Source organism: Bradyrhizobium sp. 179 (assembly GCF_023073535.1).
Classification (GTDB): domain Bacteria; phylum Pseudomonadota; class Alphaproteobacteria; order Rhizobiales; family Xanthobacteraceae; genus Bradyrhizobium.
In genome coordinates this window covers 182,598-200,685 of the sequence record NZ_JADPJR010000136.1, presented here as the reverse complement: position 1 = coordinate 200,685, position 18,088 = coordinate 182,598, and the positions used below count along the sequence as shown (strand labels likewise).

General features: G+C 60.7%; 15 protein-coding genes and 1 pseudogene. 8 read left to right on the top strand and 8 right to left on the bottom strand.

What is annotated here, in order from left to right:
• Positions 1–3 precede the first annotated feature (3 nt).
• Both IVB12_RS31930 and IVB12_RS31925 read right to left on the bottom strand, forming a co-directional pair.
• The gene (locus tag IVB12_RS31930; RefSeq protein WP_247305382.1) at positions 4–1,152 is read right to left on the bottom strand and encodes an acyl-CoA dehydrogenase family protein; all 1,149 of its coding nucleotides are present in this window, start codon (positions 1,150–1,152) and stop codon (positions 4–6) included.
• Positions 1,153–1,210: 58 nt separating this feature from the next.
• Positions 1,211–2,340 (bottom strand): annotated as a pseudogene (locus tag IVB12_RS31925) (CoA transferase).
• Between the two features lie 276 nt (positions 2,341–2,616).
• Between IVB12_RS31925 and dctP the strand changes: the two are divergent.
• The 5 genes from dctP to IVB12_RS31900 all read left to right on the top strand — a co-directional run bounded on the left by dctP (position 2,617) and on the right by IVB12_RS31900 (position 7,470).
• Entirely contained in the window at positions 2,617–3,615 is a 999-nt protein-coding gene (dctP, locus tag IVB12_RS31920) for a TRAP transporter substrate-binding protein DctP (RefSeq protein WP_247305380.1), read from the top strand.
• Positions 3,616–3,621: 6 nt separating this feature from the next.
• Positions 3,622–4,176, top strand: a complete 555-nt coding sequence (locus IVB12_RS31915) for a TRAP transporter small permease (RefSeq protein WP_247305378.1) — start codon at positions 3,622–3,624, stop codon at positions 4,174–4,176.
• Positions 4,173–5,480: a TRAP transporter large permease gene (locus tag IVB12_RS31910; protein WP_247305376.1), complete on the top strand. Its 1,308-nt coding sequence runs from the start codon at positions 4,173–4,175 to the stop codon at positions 5,478–5,480. Before IVB12_RS31915 ends, IVB12_RS31910 begins: the two co-directional genes overlap by 4 nt.
• Positions 5,481–5,493: 13 nt before the next feature.
• Positions 5,494–6,411: an SMP-30/gluconolactonase/LRE family protein gene (locus IVB12_RS31905; RefSeq protein WP_247305374.1), complete on the top strand. Its 918-nt coding sequence runs from the start codon at positions 5,494–5,496 to the stop codon at positions 6,409–6,411.
• A 153-nt stretch (positions 6,412–6,564) separates the two neighbouring features.
• The gene (locus tag IVB12_RS31900) at positions 6,565–7,470 is read left to right on the top strand and encodes a tripartite tricarboxylate transporter substrate binding protein (RefSeq protein ID WP_247305372.1); all 906 of its coding nucleotides are present in this window, start codon (positions 6,565–6,567) and stop codon (positions 7,468–7,470) included.
• Positions 7,471–8,089: 619 nt separating this feature from the next.
• On the opposite strand, the gene IVB12_RS31895 is transcribed toward IVB12_RS31900, so the two are convergent.
• On the bottom strand, positions 8,090–9,487 hold the full coding sequence (locus IVB12_RS31895; protein ID WP_247305369.1) for an IS1380 family transposase: 1,398 nt from the start codon (positions 9,485–9,487) through the stop codon (positions 8,090–8,092).
• A gap of 251 nt (positions 9,488–9,738) precedes the next feature.
• On the opposite strand from IVB12_RS31895, the gene IVB12_RS31890 reads away from it, so the two are divergent.
• Entirely contained in the window at positions 9,739–10,266 is a 528-nt protein-coding gene (locus IVB12_RS31890) for a hypothetical protein (RefSeq protein WP_247305365.1), read from the top strand.
• 728 nt (positions 10,267–10,994) lie between these two features.
• Here IVB12_RS31890 and IVB12_RS31885 read toward each other — a convergent pair.
• Entirely contained in the window at positions 10,995–11,231 is a 237-nt protein-coding gene (locus IVB12_RS31885; protein WP_247305362.1) for a helix-turn-helix transcriptional regulator, read from the bottom strand.
• Between the two features lie 93 nt (positions 11,232–11,324).
• Here IVB12_RS31885 and IVB12_RS31880 point away from each other — a divergent pair, with 93 nt between their 5' ends.
• Positions 11,325–12,149: a YqaJ viral recombinase family protein gene (locus tag IVB12_RS31880; protein ID WP_247305360.1), complete on the top strand. Its 825-nt coding sequence runs from the start codon at positions 11,325–11,327 to the stop codon at positions 12,147–12,149.
• A complete protein-coding gene (locus IVB12_RS31875) occupies positions 12,133–13,266 on the top strand; it encodes an ERF family protein (protein ID WP_247305358.1) in 1,134 nt (377 codons plus the stop codon). The genes IVB12_RS31880 and IVB12_RS31875 overlap by 17 nt, the downstream gene beginning before the upstream one ends.
• A 599-nt stretch (positions 13,267–13,865) precedes the next feature.
• Here IVB12_RS31875 and IVB12_RS31870 read toward each other — a convergent pair.
• The 4 genes from IVB12_RS31870 to IVB12_RS31855 all read right to left on the bottom strand — a co-directional run bounded on the left by IVB12_RS31870 (position 13,866) and on the right by IVB12_RS31855 (position 17,878).
• Positions 13,866–15,173, bottom strand: coding sequence for a WcaI family glycosyltransferase (locus IVB12_RS31870; RefSeq protein WP_247305356.1), 1,308 nt, complete (start codon positions 15,171–15,173; stop codon positions 13,866–13,868).
• Positions 15,174–15,225: 52 nt separating this feature from the next.
• Positions 15,226–16,200 carry a GDP-L-fucose synthase gene (locus IVB12_RS31865; RefSeq protein WP_247305354.1) on the bottom strand — a complete coding sequence of 325 codons (975 nt, stop codon included), beginning with the start codon at positions 16,198–16,200 and terminating at the stop codon, positions 15,226–15,228.
• Positions 16,201–16,488: 288 nt separating this feature from the next.
• A complete protein-coding gene (locus IVB12_RS31860; RefSeq protein WP_247305350.1) occupies positions 16,489–16,761 on the bottom strand; it encodes a hypothetical protein in 273 nt (90 codons plus the stop codon).
• A gap of 190 nt (positions 16,762–16,951) precedes the next feature.
• On the bottom strand, positions 16,952–17,878 hold the full coding sequence (locus IVB12_RS31855) for an ABC transporter substrate-binding protein (RefSeq protein WP_247305348.1): 927 nt from the start codon (positions 17,876–17,878) through the stop codon (positions 16,952–16,954).
• Positions 17,879–18,088: the final 210 nt, after the last annotated feature.

Here is an 18,088-nt window from a genome sequence, read left to right as displayed (position 1 = left end):
CCGTCAGCGCAGGCCAAGACCGCGGGCAATCATCCCGCGCAGAATTTCCGGCGTGCCGCCGCGAATGGTGAACGAGGGCGCGTGCAGCAGCACATGCGCCATCGCCTGCGAATACTCGTCGTCGTCATCAAGACTCGCCTCGATCGGCAACAGCTTCCGCACCATTTCCGGAACCTCCCTTTCGAATGCCGTTCCGACGTCCTTGACGAGGGCGGCTTCCGTGACCGGGCTCTCGCCGCGCTCCAGAAGCCCGGCGATCGACGACGACATCCTGCGCAGCGTGGCGAAGTGAGACGCCAGCCGGCCAATCTCGACCGCCTGCCGCTCATTCGGCTCGCGCCCGATCTTGTCGACCAGTTCGACCAGGAGCCGGATGTCAGACATGAAACGATCCGGGCCGGCGCGCTCGAACGCCAGTTCGCCCGTCACCCGCGTCCAGCCTTCACCGGGCTTTCCGATCATCATGTCGTCGGGAACGAAGCAGTTCTTGAAGAACACCTCGTTGAATTCGTGCCCGCCAGACAGGTTCATGATCGGCCTGATCTCGATACCTTCCGAGCCCGTATCCACGATGAACTGGGACAGGCCGGCGTGACGGTTCTCGCTCGGCGGCTCGGTGCGGGCCAGCACGATCAGGTAATGAACGCGATGCGCGTTCGAGGTCCAGATCTTGGTGCCGTTGATGACCCAGCCGCCATCGACCCTGTCCGCCTTGGTGCGGGCCGCCGCAAGGTCGGAGCCGGAATCAGGCTCGCTCATGCCGATGCCGAAATAGCATTCGCCCATCGCGATCTTCGGCAGGATCAGCTCCCGCGCCCGCTCGCTGCCGTGCTTGAGGATCTGCGGCCCGGACTGCCGATCCGCGATCCAGTGCGCGCCCCCCGGCGCACCGGCCGCGAGCATTTCCTCGGTCACGACGAAGCGCTGCAGGTTGGAGTACTCGCCGCCGCCATATTGCTTCGGCCAGGTCATGCCGATAAAGCCCGCCTTGGCGGCGCGCTTGCTGAACTCCGGATCGAATGTCGACCAGGATGTCCGGTGGGCCGCGTAACAGCCGTTGTCACGCTCCTCCTGCAGGAAGGCGCGGGCCTTGCGCCTCATCTCGTCGGCCTCGGGCGGCAATTTGAGGAATTCGAACCGGAATGCGCGCATTCTAGCCTCCATTCATCAAAAGTCGTTGTTTGGCGGAATATCAGTCGTCAACTGCGCCTCACTTGCGACTGCCGCTGATGGAAGCCATCTCCGCGGCGTCCACGCCGATTTCCGCGAGGATCTCGGCCGTATGCTCACCTAGCCGCGGCGCATGGCGGCGGAGCCGGAACGGCGCCGAGCTGAAGGACACCGGCGCCCGGATTGATTTGTACGCTCCTTCGGACGGGTGCTCGGCCCGGCTGAACATGCCGACCGCCTTCATGTGCTCGTCGTCGGGCAGATCGGCGAGGCCGAGCACGGGCATGCAGGGAATGCTGACCTCGTCGCAGAACGACACCCAAGCGGCCGTGGAATGCCTGGCGGCTTCCTGCTCGATAATTTCGTAGAGCGTCTCGAGATGGGCTGCCCGCTCGACCAGCGGAAAGAAGCGGGTGTCGGACTTCAGTTGGGGACGGCCGACGAAGTCGAAGAAGTCGCGCCAGTTGCGATCCGAATAGGGCAGGATGCACATGTATCCGTCGCGCGTGCGAAACGGCTTCCGGCGCGGACTGACGACTCGGCTATAGCCGGGATTGCCGAGGGACGGCTCAAAGGCGAAGCCAAGCAGATGCTCGATATAGGCGAATTCCGCCGTGGTTTCGAACATCGGCACCTCGATCGCCTGACCTCCGCCGCCGCGCTCACGCTGGAACAGGGCTGCCATCACCGAATAGGCGATCGCCTGCCCGGACAGCTTGTCGCACAGCACCGTCGGCATGAAGGCCGGCTCGCCGCGCGCGGCCATATGCAATGCAGCGAGCCCGGAGCCGGCCTGGATGATATCGTCATAGGCGGCCTTGTCGCGGTAAGGCCCCTTCTCGCTAAACCCGTAAGCGCCGCAATAAATGATCTCAGGCTTGATGGCGCGAACTACCTGATAGCCGACCCTAACTTGTCGATGGCCCTGGGCCGCAGCGAGTGGACGAACACGTCGGCCGTCGCGATCAGGTTGCGCAGGGCATCCATCCCCGACGGCTGCTTCAGATCGAGCATGACGCTGCGCTTGTTGCGGTTGAGATGGAGAAAGCCGCCGGCCATGCCTTCATGGCGATTGGGCCGGTAAGTCCGGAAAGAATCACCTTCCTCGCTCTCGATCTTGATCACGTCGGCCCCGAGATCGGCCATGATGTGGGTCGCAAACGGTCCCATGATCACGTTGGTCAGGTCGATGACGCGAATTCCGCCTAACGGGCCGTCTGCAGGGGTCGTGTCCATCCGGAAGCTCTCTTGTTCAACTTGCCGCGCCGACTGGCGCGTGCCGGGCGGGACGTCCAACTTCTACGTGATTGCAATCGGATCAATACGGTTCGGCCCGGTCGCGCCAATTATCACATATGCGATTGATTACGCCCCTTCGCTCTCTTGCTGGCGGGAAGGCGATCAAACATAGTTTCGCCCAACCAAAAAAAGACTTGGGAGAAAACAATGATATCGACGAGCCGTCGCCAACTTGCGGGCGTGATCGCAGGGGCTATTGCATTGGCCGGCTTCGCGGCGCCAGCCGCAGCCGCCGAGAAATGGGATCTTTACATCTACAATCCCGTAGCAACTGTGGCAGCGGCCAAGGGCATGAATGCCGTCGCCGAGCAGATTGAAAAGGACACCCGCGGCGAGCTGTCGGTCCGGCTGCACCTCGGAGGATCGCTCCCCATCAACACCACCACCATCACCCAGGCCGTCAGCGACGACGTCGTGCAGATGGGCGACGACGGGTATTTCCTCGGCAACGTGCCGATCGGCGGTGTCCTGCGGCTGCCGATGCTGATCCGCTCTCTCGATGAATACAAGAAGGCAGCGGACATTATGGCGCCGTACCTGGAGAAAGCTTTCGAGAAGAAGGGCGTGCTGGTGCTCGGACAGTACCTATACCCTTACCAAGTCTCATTCTCGAGCAAGAAGCTGACCGCGCTGGCCGACATCAAGGGCCAGAAGATCCGCGTGACGTCGCCCGAGCAGAGCGAATTCATCAAGCGGCTCGGCGGCGTGCCGGTCACGCTCGGCGCCCCGGAAGTTCCCTCCGCACTCGACCGCAGCATCGTCGACGGCGTGCTCACGGCGAACACCGGCGGCGGAAATACCTGGAAGGACCTGCTGAAGTTCAACTACCGGCTAGGCATCAACTATTTCAACTCCGTCGTCATCGTGAACAAGGACCGCTTTAACAAGCTGTCGCCGGAGATCCAGGCCAAGGTCCGCAAGGCCGTTACCGACAACATGCCGCTGATCACCAAGGCCATGGCGGATGAGGAAGACAGTCTCAGCAAGAAGTTCGCCGAAGGCGGCATGACGGTGACCGAGCAACAGCCCGGCGATCTCGACGTCGGTACGAAGGTAATCTCGACCTATTGGGACGAATGGGCAAAGGCGAAGGGGCCGGATGCTGCGGCGGCGCTCAAGCAGGTTCGTGCGGCGCTCGGCCGGTGATCGGACATGGCCAGCAGCATCGAGATCAAGGAGGTGGCGCCTGACGGCGCCATCCACCTCATCGACAACGTCTCATCGGGCCCCGGCCCGGTGGAGAACGCCTCGGAAGCCGTCTGCGCGCTCTTGCTGATCGGCATGATCGTCCTGATCGGGGCCGAGGCGATTGCGCGCAATGTGTTCGCGACGTCGCTTCAGATCACCGACGAGATCGGCGGTTATCTGCTGGTGGCGACGACCTTCCTGAGCATGTCAGTCGCCGAAGCCCATGGCGCGTTTCACCGGGTCGAACTGGTCCAGGCCCGCCTCGGACAATCCGCCCGGCTTATTTCGCAGATCCTGTTCGACCTGATGTCGCTGGTCGCCTCCGCATTTATCACCTGGCAGCTCGCGCGCCTGGTCATGAACTCGTGGCGCTCGGAGGACGTGGCGCCCACGCCGCTCCAGACGCCGCTGTGGATGCCACAAACCACCATGGCGATCGGCATGTTCCTGCTCTGCCTCGCCCTCGTCCGGACCATCCTGGCCAGGGTTCACTGCCTTCGCAGGAGTGCGCAGCCATGACCGCGGGCGTCGAACTGATTTTTGTGCTGGCGATCTTCATCGGCCTGCTTTGCGCAGGCATGACGATCCCGTTTGCGATCACGGTGCCATCCGTCCTCTATTTGCTCCTGCACGCAGGCCTCCCCGGCTTGAAGGGCATCGGCCTCGTCAGCTGGGGCAGCATGAACAGCTTCACGCTGAGTGCCATTCCCCTGTTCATCCTGATGGCAGAAATCCTTCAGGAGAGCCGCCTTAGCTTGCGGGTTTATCATGGCCTGTCCAAGCTGGTGTCCTGGATCCCCGGCGGCCTGCTGCAAACCAACATCGCCGGTTGCGCGATCTTCGCCGCCATCAGCGGCTCGAGCGTGGTCACCGCCGCCTCGATCGGGCGTGTCGCGCTCCCCGAATTGCAGAAGCGCAAATACAGTCCGCGGATGTCCGCGGGTTCGCTGGCGGCGGGAGGCACGCTGGGCATCCTGATCCCGCCGAGTATCGCGATGATCGTCTACGGCACCTTCACCGAGACTTCCGTCGCAAAACTGTTCATGGCCGGCGTGATGCCCGGCCTGCTACTGACGGCGATGTTCATGGCCTATATCGCGGTGCATGCCTGGTTCAAGGCCGGGACCGCTCCAATCGAAGTCGGCGCCCGGTCGGTTCGCGAATTCCTCGCAGCTCTGCTCGACGTCATCCCCTTCATGGCGCTGATCGGCGGGACCATCGGCAGCATCTATTCGGGGCTGGTCACGCCGACCGAGGCAGCGGCGGTCGGCTGCGTGCTGGCGATGATCATTGCGGTGTTCTGGGGCGAGTTCAGCGTCGCGATCCTCCGGCGCGCCTTGCAGACCACCGTGCGCGTGTGCGGCAACATCCTGTTCATCGTCTATGCCGCCTTCCTGTTCTCCTACGCGATCAGTTACGCCGGCGTCGGTGAGCAGATCACCCAATTCCTGGTCAATCTTAAGCTTTCGAAGCTGGATTTCTTCTTCGCCCTGTTCGTTCTCTACACGGTGCTGGGCTGCCTGGTCGAAAGCCTCGGCATGATCGTGGTGACGGTGCCGCTGCTCTATCCCGTTCTCGTTCAGTACGGCATCGATGCGATCTGGTTCGGCGTGATCTTGGTCCTCTTCATCGAGATGGGCCAGATCTCCCCGCCGATCGGCATCAATCTGTTCGTGATCCAGAGCATCTGGACCGGCAAGCTGAGCGACGTCGTCGCGGGCACGATCCCGTTTCACCTGATCATGTTCGTGCTGCTCGGCCTGCTCGTCATGTTCCCCGAAATCGCAATGTGGCTGCCTTCACAAGTCACTGCCGTGCCTTAAGCGAGATGCCCTAATGTACGCACCACCCCAAGAGATCAAGACCGAGGTCTTCGCCCGCCTGCCGGACAAATTCCGCCGCAAGGACCCCGACAATGCCTGGTCGCTGGTCAACCGCCGCGGCCTGACCGCGGACTCCTTCATCGAGGGTCCGTCGTTCGACCGCGACGGCAATCTCTATATCGTCGATATTCCCTATGGGCGGATCTTCCGGATCTCGCCGGCGGGGGAGTTCACGCTGGTCGCCGAATACGACGGCGAGCCGAACGGATTGAAGATCGCGTGCAACGGGCGGATCGTGATCACGGACTATCGTCATGGCCTCATGACGCTCGACCCGGCCAGCGGCAAGGTCACCTCTATGCTGGAGCGACGCTGGTCGGAGCGTTTCAAGGGCGTCAACGACCTGGTCTTCGCCGGTAACGGCAACATCTACTTCACCGACCAGGGCCAGACCGGCATGCACGACCCAACTGGCCGCGTCTATCGCCTACGCGTGGACGGAACGCTCGACCAGATCGTCAACAACGTCCCCAGTCCGAACGGCCTCGTGCTCAACGGCAGCGAACATATCCTTTACGTTGCCGCCACGCGGGGCAATGCGATCTGGCGAATACCGCTGATGCCTGATGGCACCGCATCGAAGGTCGGGATCTTCATCCAACTGTCCGGGAGCCTCGGCGGCCCCGACGGCCTCGCGATGGACGAGCAGGACAACCTTGCCATCGCTCACGCCGGCCTTGGCACGGTCTGGATCTTCAGCCGCCTCGGCGAGCCACTCTATCGGATCCGCTCCTGCCAGGGCCTAGCCACCACCAACGTGGCCTATGGCGGCGCCGACAACAAGAGCCTCTACATCACGGAATCCGAGAGCGGCTGCATCCTGGTCGCGCGCGTTCCCGTTGCTGGACGAGTCATGGCATCGCATCGATAGTGCTGGAAGAGGTTGGCAAGGGCTCGGGGCCAGGCAGGTCACGACAGAACAGCCGGATAATTGTTTATTACGAAGAATGAAAGGGCAGCCTTCATGTTGAGGAAGGTTCGAACAGTCATACTGATGCTTGGCCTGACCGCTTCGGGATCGGCGATGGCCGCATGGCCCGACGACAAACCGATCGAGGTCGTGGTTGGCTTCGCCGCGGGTGGCGGGACCGACGTCATGGCCCGCAAGCTTCTTCCTTTCGTCGAGAAGAGGCTCGGAAACGCGAGATTTGTCGTCCTCAACAAGCCCGGCGCCGGCGGCGAGATCGCGTTCACCGCGATCGCACGCGCGGCCCCCGATGCCTACTCGATGGGCGTGGTCAACGTGCCCGGCTACAACTTCCTGCCGATGACGCGGAAGACCCAATACACCATGGACGAGATCCGTCTGGTCGCGCGCGTGGTCGACGATCCCAGCGTGATCGTCGTTCGCAACGACAGCCCGTTCACGACGCTGGAAAGTGTGCTCGGCGCATTACGCAAGAAGCCCGGTTCGGTCACATTCGGCCATAACGGCGCTGGCACGAACGGCCATTTGGCCATCCGCATGCTTTCAAAGGCCGCCGGCGTCGAGCCGAACGAGATTTCCTATCGCGGGACAGCGGCGCAGAGGACCGACGTCCTCGGCGGCCATCTGGACGTCGGCATGGTCAGCCTGAGCGAAGTGCCTGAGCTCCACGGCACCAACAAGGGAGAACTCCGGGCCATTGCAATCCTGTCGAAGGCTCGTTCCCCATCATTGCCGGGTGTTCCGACCGCCGATGAAGCCGGCGTTCCCGTCATCATGACCGCGGAGCGAGGGTTTGCGCTGCCAAAGGGCGCGCCCCACGATCTCGCCAAGATACTGGAAGCCGCGATCGCCGAAAGCCTCAGCGATTCCGAATACGTCAAGAGCTCTCCCGGTGACGCACCTGTCCTCGCTTTCATGCCCGGGGCCGAATGGCAGAAGCGCCTCGACGATATGACGAAGGCGTTGCAGCCGCTCGCCAGCGAGCTGGCCGAGCCGAAATAGCTTTAATCCAGCAGAGCTCGCCGCTTATGCCTATCCCTCACTGAAATCCGGCGGGGCAAGCACATTCTCGGACAGATGCGGACCGACCACTCCATGCCGAGCGGCCGGTCGTCATCGAATGACGGTGGCGTTCAGGCTGTCTGCGCCTCCGGAACGCCTACACCAGCCATTCGCTAAGTTCGACAATAAGTGGTCCAGCCCCGTTTCTAACGTGCCGCAGCGATTTGCTGGGGCTGTCGACAGCCCTCCGCCGACAGAAGGCCCCGCGCCGGGTCAATCAAGGCACTGCAGGAACGGATCATTAACGGCATTGATCCGCTCTATGTGGGCGAACTGGCTCGCGAGGCCATCGAAAACGACCGGCCCTACATCTTCACCGATACTTCATCGACAAGCGCTTCGCAGCGATCAAGCAGGGCTTCGACCGTATACGCGGACGAACGCCGCGACGTTAGCCCGCATTTCTCACACGGCCGATAGCTGTGCGACAGAGGATAGAAGGTCTAGCGAAGGTGATGAGGAGCCGTTGCGCTGGAGGCGCGGGTGGCGATTTGGCTTTGAGTGTCTCCTTTGGACCTGTTGGTGATGCCGCCGATTGAGCGCGTCGCAGCTTCGCGTGTCAGGTGGGTGCGGCGCGGGCCTTGGCGGTTTCGGCCAGGCGGCGGGCCACGTGTCCCCATTCCTGGGCGGCTGGGCAGGCCGAAGCCATGGCGATTTTGATGCGGCGGACGCTGATGCGCACCAGTGCGCCGATCTTGAGGAGCTTGAGGCGGATGGTGCCACAGGTGGCGTCGGCAAAAGTGGTTTCGGCAAGGCCGATGCGCCGCAGAGCACAGATCAGCACATAGGCCATTGCGGCGAACCACAGCCGCAGTTGGTTGGCGCGCATGGTCGCCGCCGACGTCCGGTCGGCATAGAGGTCGAGCTGGCACTCCTTGATGCGGTTTTCCATGTCGCCGCGGGCGCAGTAAATGTCTTCGTAGAGCTGTCGCGCGCCCGCCTCGGCCCGCTTGAGCGAGGTCACGACGAAGCGCGGATTGGCTTCGCCTTTTGTCCACTCCGCCTTGGCGACGACGCGGCGCCTTCGGCTCCAGGTGCCGAGCGTGCTCCATTGGAAGTCCTTGAAGCGGCGCGCCGGTCGGTCGGTCTTCTCGGCCGCAGCGCGAGCCGTGGCAAGCTCCTCTTCGATCATGGCGACCAGGCGCGTGTTGCGGGCGAGCCCGAACAGGTAGTCCACGCGGTTCTGCTCGCACCACGCCATCAGCGCCTCGCGCGCAAAGCCTGAGTCCGCCCGCAGCAGGATGCGCACGAACGGCCAGCGGGCGCGGATCTGCCGGACAATCCGCTCGACCTCCGCGACGCTGCCCGCGCTGGCGTCGATATCGGAGGGTCGCAGCTTGGCTGCCAACAGATGCCGGCCACAGAACACGTACAGCGGCAGATAGCAGTAGCAGTCGTAGTAGCCGTGGAAGAAGCGTCCCTCCTGATGGCCGTGTAGCGGGTCGTCGGTGGCGTCAAGATCGAGGATGATCTGCGCCGGCGGTCGCTCGTGGGCCTCCAGGAACAGCATCACCGGCAGCGCCTCGATCGCCGCCGCGTCATAGGCAATCTTGTGATAGCGCGAAGGCTCGCTGCGGCTCAGCTCCAGCCGGTTCAGCGTCGACTTGCCGGCCACCGGTGCGCAGTCCTGCCGCCGGGCCGCAAGCTTGCCCGCCAGCACCGCCATCAGCGGATCGTGCCGCAGTTCATCATGGTCGTTGAGATCTTCGTAGCCGAGCGCAATGCCAAAGACCCGCTGTCCGATCAACGTCTCGACCGCATGCTCGATCAGGTCCGCGCGGCGATGATCGCGAAAGCAAGCTGCAAAGCGCCCCACCAGATCGATCGCTCGATCGGTGGCGCCCAGAAGCAGCGCTCCAGCATCCGACGTCACCAGCCCAGCATCAAAGGCCGCTTCCACAGCCCGGCCTTCCACCACTCCAAAATCAAAACGTTCTGCGCTACACTCTGTCGGCATCGGGGCATTCCTTGAATCATCGCAAAGTCCTTCTCGCAAAAGAACTTTCGTTGATTCGCGCCCCGATGCGCCTCAATACTGTGAGAAATGCGGGTTAGCTCTCGCATCTGCTCACGGGCGACGCCGCGGAGACGGTAATTGGTTTCCGAAAACTACTTCCAACGATAGCTCTAGCGGACCGATAAATGGGTCCCCATTTCTTTGGTCCAACACGTTGCGCCAGCTCTGCCCATTGCGATTCGGCTGAATGAATGAAGAACAGATATTTTGGTTCTGAACGTTTGCTACTGCTCTATGCAAAGCAGTTCACCACTCTCGTGGCGGCCTACAGAGGCAGCGATTTAAACATGCAAAGCCGTCTTCATTTGAAGATGTCTCACATCCTTGAGCTAAGCGGCAAGGCAATGACAGCTGCAAAGCGCAGATGTGAATGTCGGTTGGAATACGACATCCGTGACTTCGTCGTACACAGAAGACCCTTCGAACGGCCTATCGCTTCTCATGAGGCCGAAGCGGTGCGGCGCTATTATGCCACGCCTTCTGTCCACCATCTCGTCGCTTTGTCGGGGTTTGAATTATCCGGACTAGCCGATCTCCTCGAGGGATGGGCTCAGGACAAGCGGCTCGATTGCCGCTCAATGATCGAATTGCTCGGCTGGTCCGAGGGCATGCGGAGCTTGGTGGACGCGGTCGGCCTCGACTATACGGCCCTGCCCTGGCCTCAGGGCACAAAGCCCCCGCTTTTCAAGTTTCTCGCGACCAAAATACTTCGACGCTAGCTATGCGTTCCTATGCCTTGGAAAATGCAAGGAAGGTTACGTGAGCCGGATTGAAAGATTCCGACGCACCTTCGGACCAACTCGCGTGAACCCGAGGGCACTCGCCCATCGCATAGATGTTGAAGCTCAAAGCCTGACGTACCAAGCTAAATATTCGGGCGCTTCGAGGTAGTTCGCGCAATCTCATCGAAACCGTGATGAACATGCTGTCAACAAGATATGCATTGCGGCATTCGAGCGCGCGGTTCGAGCCGCCTTCTCCTGGCACTCAAGCAAGTTTTGCGGTTCGCCAAAGGCGTGCCAGGGCTGCCAAGCCGCGAGCGCCAAAAAGGCAAGTACTCCTACCGCTGCAGCGGGTTTGCGGTAGTGGTAGAGGGCCCACGCGAACCGGACTTCTGGCGGATCGCTCAATTGAGCCCCACAGCGGCCGCAGACAGGCTTTCGGTGTCATTGCAACTCGCCCTGCTTTACCTGGTGCAGTTCTCGACAGCGAAGGCGCGCTGCTCCGCACCTGTGAGCAGGCTGCCGGTCGGACCCGTGTAGTTGACGCGGGTAACGGCACCCGCAGTCATCACCACGTTGGTGTTGCAATAGCGACGGCCCGATTATTGAGCTGTTCGCTACGCCGGCTCGGAACGAGCCACCGCCGCGACCGCTGCGTGGCGGAAGAAAGCTTTCCCGACAGTAGCAATCTAGGGCCGCGCCACGCGCCTTAAGCTGCGGGCCGACTAGCGTGCTGGTTTCCGCAGGCGGACGCCGGCGCCGCCACCATTCTCATCAATGAACTCAACGCCCGCCTCTTCGAAAGCCGAGCGCACGACCTGTAACGTCGCCCGCCGAGGTTCGTGAGTACCCGCCTCAAGTTGGCGAATGGTAACAATCCCAACCTTTGCGCGATCAGCCAGCATTTGCTGGCTCCAATCCAAGAGACCGCGCGCGGCTCGACATTGCATGGGAGAAATCATTCGAAGCTCCTCAAAGCAATATGTCGAAAAACGATTGATTCGTCTAAAATGTACATTATAATCAGATCTGTCGTTTTTCGATGGAGCAGATTAATGAAGCCGACCAATGCGACTTGGACTTCACGTTCAGACTACATCGGGGGATCCGACGCGCGGATCATCATGGGCGGCGATCAGGACAAGCTGCTCCGGCTTTGGCGGGAGAAGCGGGGCGAAGCGCTGCCACAGGATTTCAGCAACGACTTGATCGTCCAGCTCGGCAGCATCACCGAAGACCTCAACCGCACTTGGTATGAGCGCGCGAGCGGCCACACCGTTGAAGACGTGCAGAGAAAGGTCAGACACCCGATCCACAAATGGATGGGGGCTACTTTGGACGGAAGGGTGCAGCAAACCGGTGCGGTGTATGAGGCCAAGTTCATGCTGCCCTGGAATTTCTCCGAAGAAGCGGCAGCCGAGAAACACATGGCACAGCTCCAGCACAACATGTGGGTCGTGGCGGCACGTTCAGCAGTGCTTTCGATCATTACCGGAGGCGGCAAGTGGGTCGAGATCACTGTTCATGCCGACCCGTTGTACCAGCACCTCCTCCTCACTGCGGAAAAGAAGTTCTGGCGTTGCGTGCAGACCGGCAAGCCGCCCGTGCTGTTCAACATCGAGACGCCCCGGCCGCGGCTTGAGGCGGTCAAGGTCGTCGACATGGCAGCATCCAATTCTTGGGCAGAGCTGGCTGCAATTTATCTTCGCACTCGGGAAGCCCATAGCGATCATGAACTTGCCAAGGCCGAACTGAAGAAGCTGGTGCCTGAGGACGCGAAGGAAGCGACTGGTCACGGCATCAAGGCCAAACGCTCCAAAACAGGCGCAATCAGCTTCGAGGTGTTCTCGATGGAGGTCGCTCATGCACCGGTCCAGTGAGCGCATTGGCGCCATCGCCGCGGCTTTAGCCAAAGCACAGGGCGAGCTGACGAATCCTGAGAAGACACTCACTGCCACCATCTACTCGCCGTTCCCGAGAGAAGGAAGCCGAACCTTCCGCTACGCCTCGCTCGCAAGCGGGCTTGACGTCGTGCGGAAGACGTTGAGCCAGCAAGAAATTGCAACAATTCAGACGACGCGAACCGAGCCGGCGACCGGCCATATCTACCTCACCACGCTTCTTGCCCACTCGTCGGGGGAGTGGATTTCGTCGGACCTTCCGGTGTGTGCCAGCAAAGACCTGGAGGCTCCCCATCGAATGGGAGCGGCACTCACATACGCGCGCAGGTATGCGCTCTTTGCACTAGTTGGCATTGCCGGTGAGGATGATCTCGATGCTCCTGAGAGTTCGGCCGCGCCGCCCACGCCGCCGCCTGAGCCGAGCATGGCCCCAAGCCCCAAGAGCAAGTCTCCCAAGATCAATGGGGAGCGTCCAGCAATCCTAAACCAGAATAAATCCTCCGAGCTGCGCGACCAACTGCTCGGTGAAATCGCTCCTTTGGAAACAAGCGACGATCTTCTGGTTTGGGCAAAGAGAACCCTACCTATTAAGAACTCCCTCGCTCAGGCCGATGCCCGCAGCGTCGAAGATGCTTATCAACAGAAACTCACGAAGCTGGAATCATTCGGTACTAAAGTTGCGGAAGACCAACTCGCCCCAGCGGGTCGTGGACAAACTCAGGAGGATTTCTCCTCGGGTGAAGCGAATCATTCTGGAGACAATTCCCGCGCCGACTTGCAGGGTCAGCTGGCCTTTCCCAAGGAGCCAGCGCGGAAGCGAAGCAAGGCACATTTACAGTTCGTCAGAACACAACCGTGTCTGATCTGCAAGCAGACGCCTTGCGATCCACATCACGTCAAGTTCGCTCAGCCTAGATCCTTGGGACGCAAAGTGAGTGACGAATTTACCGTTCCTTTGTGCAGGGCACATCATCAACAGCTGCACCGAAAAGGCAACGAGAAGGCATGGTGGTCAAACATGCAAGTCTCACCGCTGCCCATCGCAAAGCAGCTCTGGACGTCGAGCCCCATTCACAGAAGCTCGGCCCCACAATGATGTTATCCCGTAGAGTTTCTTGTGCGTACTGATGGCGATTGAAGTTGAAAACCTCATCCTCGAACACTGGGCGTCTTGCTCATGTTAAGGTCAGCCAAGCGGCGCCGAGCTCCTGGAGGAGGTGTTGCTGACGAGGCTCTCGGCATGGATAGCGCTAGTATGTAGGAAGGGCACGAAGCAGGAACAGGCTGCGTGTCCACAGGAGGGCTCGGGCGGAATGGCGGCGCTTACCATTTAGCACCTGCAGTCGCAGTCTTTCGTTCACTACAAGCAACGAAGTGTTCGAAGCAGAGCAACGTGCCGTCTCGTCCATCAACAACGCGCGCATGATCGACCTAACATCGTCGATTTGCACAGGCTTGGTATGTCCGGCCATTCGCGACGGCGTCGTTGTCTATAGAGACGCAAACCATCTCACGGTTAATTTCACACTAGTGCTTATGGATCGTCTCGCCGCAGAACTAATAGCCGCCCTCTGAGGAAGATCCCGTCGGGTCAAGCATCGCAGCGAGCGAGACTCGGGCGTGAGCGCTCATCGCGGCACTTACTTCCGGCTAGTCTCTGTCGACAATCCTATCGCAGCGTTGAGGCCAGGCACCTCAGGGCACACGAACCGCATCCTCCACCGGCAATGCAACGTTGTCGTTAGCGCCTGCCGAACCGCTTTCCTCTTTCCCAGTTGAGTTGGACTCGCCTGCCATGACTTCCGCCCACCGCCGGACTATGGTCCACCGATCCCATCGCTCGAGGGCGCGCTTTCGTCCTTCATCGCCGTAACGCCGGCGGAGTGCGGGCGACTCACTGAGCTGGCAGATCGCAACTTCCAGAGCTGACAAATCTCCCGGCGGAATCACGAGACCGGCGCCGGTCACTTCCACCGACAGCCCCGTACCTTCTTCGGCCATCGCTATGACCGGCCGCGCGGACGCGAAGATCGCACCAAGTTTCGAGGGCAACACCAGATCGGCCGCCTCGGCCTTCTGCGGAATGAGATGAAAATCGGCCGTCGCCATCAATTCGTTAAAGCTCTCGTTGGGCTGGAGTCCGAAAAAATGGACGTTGGAATGTCCGGCGCCCATCTGCTCGAGCCTCGTTTTGTGCGGCCCCTCGCCGGTAAGAATAAAGTGAACATTTGGATGGCTTTGCTGCAAGCTGACCGCAGCCTCGATTACGAGATCGAGCCCCTGCTTGTTCGACATCGTTCCAGAGTACAGCGCAACAATATCGCCCTCGCCAAGGTTTAACTGCCGGCGGTATTTTGTCATTCGTGATCCGGGGCAGATCGCGCTGGTATCAATCCAGTTTCTGACCTCAAGCGCTTTGTTGGGCGCTAGCCCCTTGATTACCAGGCGCAGCAGCATCGCCTCAGAAATAGTTGAGACGCGATCGAAGGATTTGAGGATTGCAGCTTCCGTTCTCAACATCCACTTGCGCAGTGAATGATTGCGCAGCAGACCAAGATCGAACGCCGCGTCCACCTCGAAGTCCTGCACATGAAGCCATGATTTGGCACCGACGCGACGAGCGACGAACGAGACGAAGGCAGCCGACATCAGAGATGGCGCGACGGCGATCATAACGTCGGGTCGCCAGGATAGGGCCTCGAAGAGGACCGGGGCCGCGCTCGTGAGTGCGAATGAAGCGTGATGGACCAGCCGTTTAGCGCCCGAGGGATGTCCGGGCACATAAATCGGCACACGTGTTACTCGAACGCCGTCAATATCTCTCGATCTGAAGTACGATGATTTGAAAGCGGGAGGGATCTTCCAGGCCGGATAGTAGGGAGGCGCCGTAATGACTCGAACTTCATGACCGTCGGCTGCCAAACTTTCGCAGAGCTCGGCGTTGTATTTCGCAACGCCGATCAGATCTGGGGCATAGTTGATGCCCACCAAGAGAACACGCATAAAGCCCCGCCCAAGTCAAAGTTCAGAATAAAAAAGCTTCTAAGTAGTCTACTCAGCGCGTTGCGCTGACTTCCAGATGACGTCCGTAGCCTTCCAAGAAATCTGCGTAGGCGGCCGCGAGACCGGCCTGCAAAGCGACGTTCGGTCGCCAACCAAGCCCTCGAATTCTCGAGCTATCGAGCAGCTTGCGTGGCGTGCCGTCAGGCTTGGAGGTATCGAACGCGAGCTTGCCTCCATAGCCCACGACTTCCGCTACGGCCGCCGCGAAGTCTGCGATCGATAACTCATCACCACTGCCGACGTTTATCGGTAGGTCGCTCGAATAATTCTTCAGAAGGAAGACGCAGGCATCTGCCAAATCGTCGACGTTGAGAAATTCGCGGAGCGGCGTGCCGGTGCCCCATACGGAGACGCTCGGCGCATTGGCGATCTTGGCTTCGTGGAAGCGCCGGATCAGCGCTGCAGGGACGTGACTATGGTCCGGATGATAGTTGTCGCCGCGGCCGTAGAGATTGGTCGGCATCACCGAGATGAAATCATCGCCATATTGCCGACGATACGCCTGGCACATCTTGAGGCCGGCAATCTTGGCGATTGCATACCACTCGTTGGTCGGCTCGAGCGGCCCCGTCAGCAATTCGCTTTCGGCGATCGGCTGCTTGGCGTGCTTGGGATAGATGCAGGACGAGCCGAGGAACAACAGGCGCTGCACGCCAACCGTGTGACTCGCGCGGATGACGTTCAATTCCACCGCAAGATTGTCGCAGAGAAAGTCGACCGGGAAACTATTGTTGGCTGCGATACCGCCGACCTTTGCAGCGGCGTGCACCACAACGTCGGGACGATTGGCCTGCAGCCATTTCAGCGTGGGCTCTTCCTTTGTGAGGTCCAGCTCACGCCGGTCGGCCGTCAGCACAGTGCAATTCTCTGATGCAAGCCTTCGGACGACAGCTGATCCGACCATGCCGCGGTGACCCGCGACAAAGACACGTTTGCCCGTGAGATCGTAGGTTGAAACCCCTGTCATCGTATCCTCTACCAGCGACCGATTGGCCGGATCACCACTCCCAGGAAATCCGGCCCACCGCCGCCTTAAGCAATCACGCTGCCGATGCAGCCCCGCCGATCTGGTAACACAATCTTCACCATGCGAAAGCCTATCCCGGCCCGACAAAGATATTCATGGTGAACCTGCGCTGCGCGCACAAAAGAGCAGCACTCTGCGAAACAAAAACGAGCAAGGCAGCCGCATGAGCTGTGCGGCTGCCTTTAAATCTTTGCAAGAAACGGCGGCCGCCGCTTGTTCAGCCCAAGCTTAGTATGCCCGACGGAGGACAGGGCCGACAGGCGCGCAAACGCGGTCCATGTACCAGCCATAGGGCGTCTCGACCCGCACCAGGGGGCAACGGCGCACCGGCACATAGCGGTATGGGTACGGCTGCGCCCAGAACGTAACGGGCGTCACCTGGCTCTCGCCCGTGAGCAGGGCTGCCGGTGCGGGCATCTGCATTGCGGCGCTTGCTCCGCTCGCCGCGCCGAGGGCAACAGTTGCGGCCAAAAGACCTGCTCGCATCAACGTCTTAAACATCCAAAACGCTCCTCGCCCCTGCGGATTTGATCCCCGTGCTCGTCAGACCCCAGCCGGCCGACGTCGCGGTCCGCGACTAGCCCAAATAGTCAACCGAACTTTACCAAGGCGATCGGTAGAAAAGCAACCGATGCCACGGCGGCCAAAGGCCTCTTGGGTCGATATGGCGCACAGGTGTGGCTTCTTGGTCCTACTTTTCCTCGCTCCAGGCACCCGGGGCGGCGAGGTCGGGTGAACGGCGGTACACATCCCGAAGGAACTGGTAGTTGACCGTCTGTGCCAGCGGCACGTCTTCCTCGCCGAGCTTGGCGAAAATGAGAATATCCCGGAGCGTCCGCCAGCGGCTTTCGTCGTAGTCGCCAATACGACCGCCCGTCGGCAGCACCAACGGCCGCTGCTGCTGCAGCTCGAATTTCAGCCGCTCAGAGCTCAGCCTGGTCGGGCCGGCGCCGGCGAGAACGGGCACGCTCCGTGCATAGTCCGCGTAGGTAAATTGCCATCCTCGAATGAGCCCATGAAGGATGTCGGCAATCATGGATGGCTGTTCATGGACGAGACCATTGCTCGCGAAGTAGACCAAGCCAGGGACATGGATGCCGTAGTCTTGCGGCTTGATGACATTCAGCTTCACGAAAGCCGAACTCGAGGCGTCGGGTTGCTCGTCGATTGCGGTGATGATCGCATCCACTTCCCCGGCGCCCAGAGCCTCGAAGCTGTCGCGGCCTGGGACCTTGGTGATCTGACTCCGGGGAAGCCCGAGCTGCGCCATCATGGCATCGAAAACGACGTCTCCCTCACTCGCCCTGCGGTATCCGATCCGCTTTCCGACCAGATCAGCCGGTCGCCGCAATCCCGAGGCTTCGAGCGTGAAAATCGCGACAGAAGTGTCGAGAAAGCTCGCAGCAAAGGCGGTCACGGGCACGCCACGCCAGCTCGCCAGCAAGAACTTCTGGCCGCTCGTCACGCCGATGGCATGTTGGCGTGCAATGGTTTGGACGAAGTCAGAGTCTTCAGGCTGGGCCGACACCTCAATGCGGGTGGAGAAGTATCCCTGTCTGGATGCCGCGAGTTCGCCGGCAAACCGCGCGCCATATGGCCCGTCCAGGAGAAGCTTCACTGCGGCGGCCGTGGAAGCTATCGGAGCTCGTATCGGCGTTCTATCGGGGCGAAGAACGAGGAGTACGGTTCCTACCAACGCGACGACTGCAAGGCCGATGGCGAGGTACTGCTTCCCTCTCGGCCGAGGTCGCCGCCGGGACTGGGTTCGAGGCAACGAGAACTTCCTAACGGGTTATGAAATTTAACATATCAGTCACGAGGCGAGATG

Bases quoted from the DNA above. Each gene is read 5' to 3' on its own strand.
- IVB12_RS31930 (WP_247305382.1), bottom strand. From the start codon at position 1,152: ATGCGCGCATTCCGGTTCGAATTCCTCAAATTGCCGCCCGAGGCCGAC.
- dctP (WP_247305380.1), top strand. From the start codon at position 2,617: ATGATATCGACGAGCCGTCGCCAACTTGCGGGCGTGATCGCAGGGGCT.
- IVB12_RS31915 (WP_247305378.1), top strand. From the start codon at position 3,622: ATGGCCAGCAGCATCGAGATCAAGGAGGTGGCGCCTGACGGCGCCATC.
- IVB12_RS31910 (WP_247305376.1), top strand. From the start codon at position 4,173: ATGACCGCGGGCGTCGAACTGATTTTTGTGCTGGCGATCTTCATCGGC.
- IVB12_RS31905 (WP_247305374.1), top strand. From the start codon at position 5,494: ATGTACGCACCACCCCAAGAGATCAAGACCGAGGTCTTCGCCCGCCTG.
- IVB12_RS31900 (WP_247305372.1), top strand. From the start codon at position 6,565: ATGGCCGCATGGCCCGACGACAAACCGATCGAGGTCGTGGTTGGCTTC.
- IVB12_RS31895 (WP_247305369.1), bottom strand. From the start codon at position 9,487: ATGCCGACAGAGTGTAGCGCAGAACGTTTTGATTTTGGAGTGGTGGAA.
- IVB12_RS31890 (WP_247305365.1), top strand. From the start codon at position 9,739: ATGAAGAACAGATATTTTGGTTCTGAACGTTTGCTACTGCTCTATGCA.
- IVB12_RS31885 (WP_247305362.1), bottom strand. From the start codon at position 11,231: ATGATTTCTCCCATGCAATGTCGAGCCGCGCGCGGTCTCTTGGATTGG.
- IVB12_RS31880 (WP_247305360.1), top strand. From the start codon at position 11,325: ATGAAGCCGACCAATGCGACTTGGACTTCACGTTCAGACTACATCGGG.
- IVB12_RS31875 (WP_247305358.1), top strand. From the start codon at position 12,133: ATGCACCGGTCCAGTGAGCGCATTGGCGCCATCGCCGCGGCTTTAGCC.
- IVB12_RS31870 (WP_247305356.1), bottom strand. From the start codon at position 15,173: ATGCGTGTTCTCTTGGTGGGCATCAACTATGCCCCAGATCTGATCGGC.
- IVB12_RS31865 (WP_247305354.1), bottom strand. From the start codon at position 16,200: ATGACAGGGGTTTCAACCTACGATCTCACGGGCAAACGTGTCTTTGTC.
- IVB12_RS31860 (WP_247305350.1), bottom strand. From the start codon at position 16,761: ATGTTTAAGACGTTGATGCGAGCAGGTCTTTTGGCCGCAACTGTTGCC.